This window comes from Halochromatium salexigens, assembly GCF_016653295.1.
Lineage (GTDB): Bacteria > Pseudomonadota > Gammaproteobacteria > Chromatiales > Chromatiaceae > Lamprobacter > Lamprobacter salexigens.
Genome location: NZ_NHSF01000005.1, coordinates 84,468 through 85,794, shown reverse-complemented (window position 1 = coordinate 85,794; position 1,327 = coordinate 84,468). Strand labels below are relative to the sequence as shown.

General features: G+C 63.7%; 2 protein-coding genes. Both read left to right on the top strand.

Annotation, left to right across the window (positions count from 1 at the left end):
• Window positions 1-235: 235 nt before the first annotated feature.
• The gene (locus CCR82_RS00545; protein WP_201243257.1) at window positions 236-565 is read left to right on the top strand and encodes a PAS domain-containing protein; all 330 of its coding nucleotides are present in this window, start codon (window positions 236-238) and stop codon (window positions 563-565) included.
• Window positions 558-1,193 (top strand): sensor histidine kinase, encoded by a 636-nt coding sequence (locus tag CCR82_RS00540; RefSeq protein WP_242513134.1) that lies wholly within the window; start codon window positions 558-560, stop codon window positions 1,191-1,193. Before CCR82_RS00545 ends, CCR82_RS00540 begins: the two co-directional genes overlap by 8 nt.
• Window positions 1,194-1,327: the final 134 nt, after the last annotated feature.

The following is a 1,327-nucleotide window of genomic DNA, read 5'->3' as shown; positions in this document are numbered from 1 at the left end:
GGGCGTCAAACTCACCAAGAAGGCCATGCGAGAGGTCGAAGCGCGGCTACTGCGCAACCCCGATCTGCCGAAGTGGGATATCTTGATCAAGCCTGCCTGCTCGGTATAACTGTTTCTGGAAATCACCATAAGGTTGATGATCATGGGGACACTCCGATCGGGTTGCTAAGTCGCTGATCGCTGATAGCGAACAAGACCCGATCAGCGCAGTTGATCTTTCGCGGAGGATGGCAGGATGTCTGAAGCAGGCGACCCGAGCGCGCTGCCCGCCCGGGAGCAAGCACCCGAGCAGACAGAAGGGCGGACACACCAGGAGCCGGCGCACCCACTGCGCCAGATCTTCGATCACGCCAACGATGCCATCCTGCTGATCGACCCCGAGCGCGATCGCATCCTCGAGGCCAATACCCAGGCCTCGCGCATGCTCGGCTACGACCCGACCGAGCTGACCCGCGATGTGCGCATCTCCAACGTGCATCCGCACGAGATGGAGCGCCTGCGCCAGTTCGCCCAAGACGTCAAGGCCCGCGGCCGCGGCCATCGCCCGCTTGGCCGAGATGGGTGAGTTCGCGGCGATGATGGTGCACCAGATCCGCAATCCGCTCTCGACCCTGCGCATGGCGCTGGATTATCTCGGCAGGCAGTCGCTCACCGAGGCCGCGCGTAAACGGCTCACCCTGGCGCAACGCGAGTCCGATCGGCTCGGCCGGCTGCTCGAGGACGTGCTGGCCTATGCCGGTCGTCGCACCGTCTCATCCGAGCCGGTCGCGCTCGATGCGCTGATTCGGGCGCTGCTGCCGTCGCTGCAAGAGCTGCCGAGTGTTGCGGATCGCCGGCTGCAGGTCGACTTGGGGTTGCCAGAGACCGAGATCCAAGCCGATCAAGCGCAGTTGCGCGAGGTGCTGATCAACCTCGTCGTCAATGCCTGCGAGGCGGTGGCAGCCGGCGACCCGGTGTTCCTGCGTACCGCTCGGCAGCCTGGCACGGCGAGCCCGATGATCGAAGTGCGCAATGGTGGCGAGCCGATCCCGCCGGAGGTGCTGGCGCGCATCGGCCAGCCGTTCTTCTCGACCAAGGATGCCGGCAATGGCCTGGGGGTGGCCTATGTACGCCGGGTTGCCGCGGCGCATCATTGGGTATTTTCGCTTGAATCGACGCCCGATTCCGGGACTGTTGCGCGATTGCTGCTGTAGCTCCGTCTTTGGCCGAGCATTGCTGTCAACTATTCCGACATCTGCTTGCCGAGCCGACCAAGATCCTGTTCGTGGTCACCGAGCTTGAAGCACAAGGTCAACCTTGTGGCATCAAGAAAGGTGCCTGGGCGTCT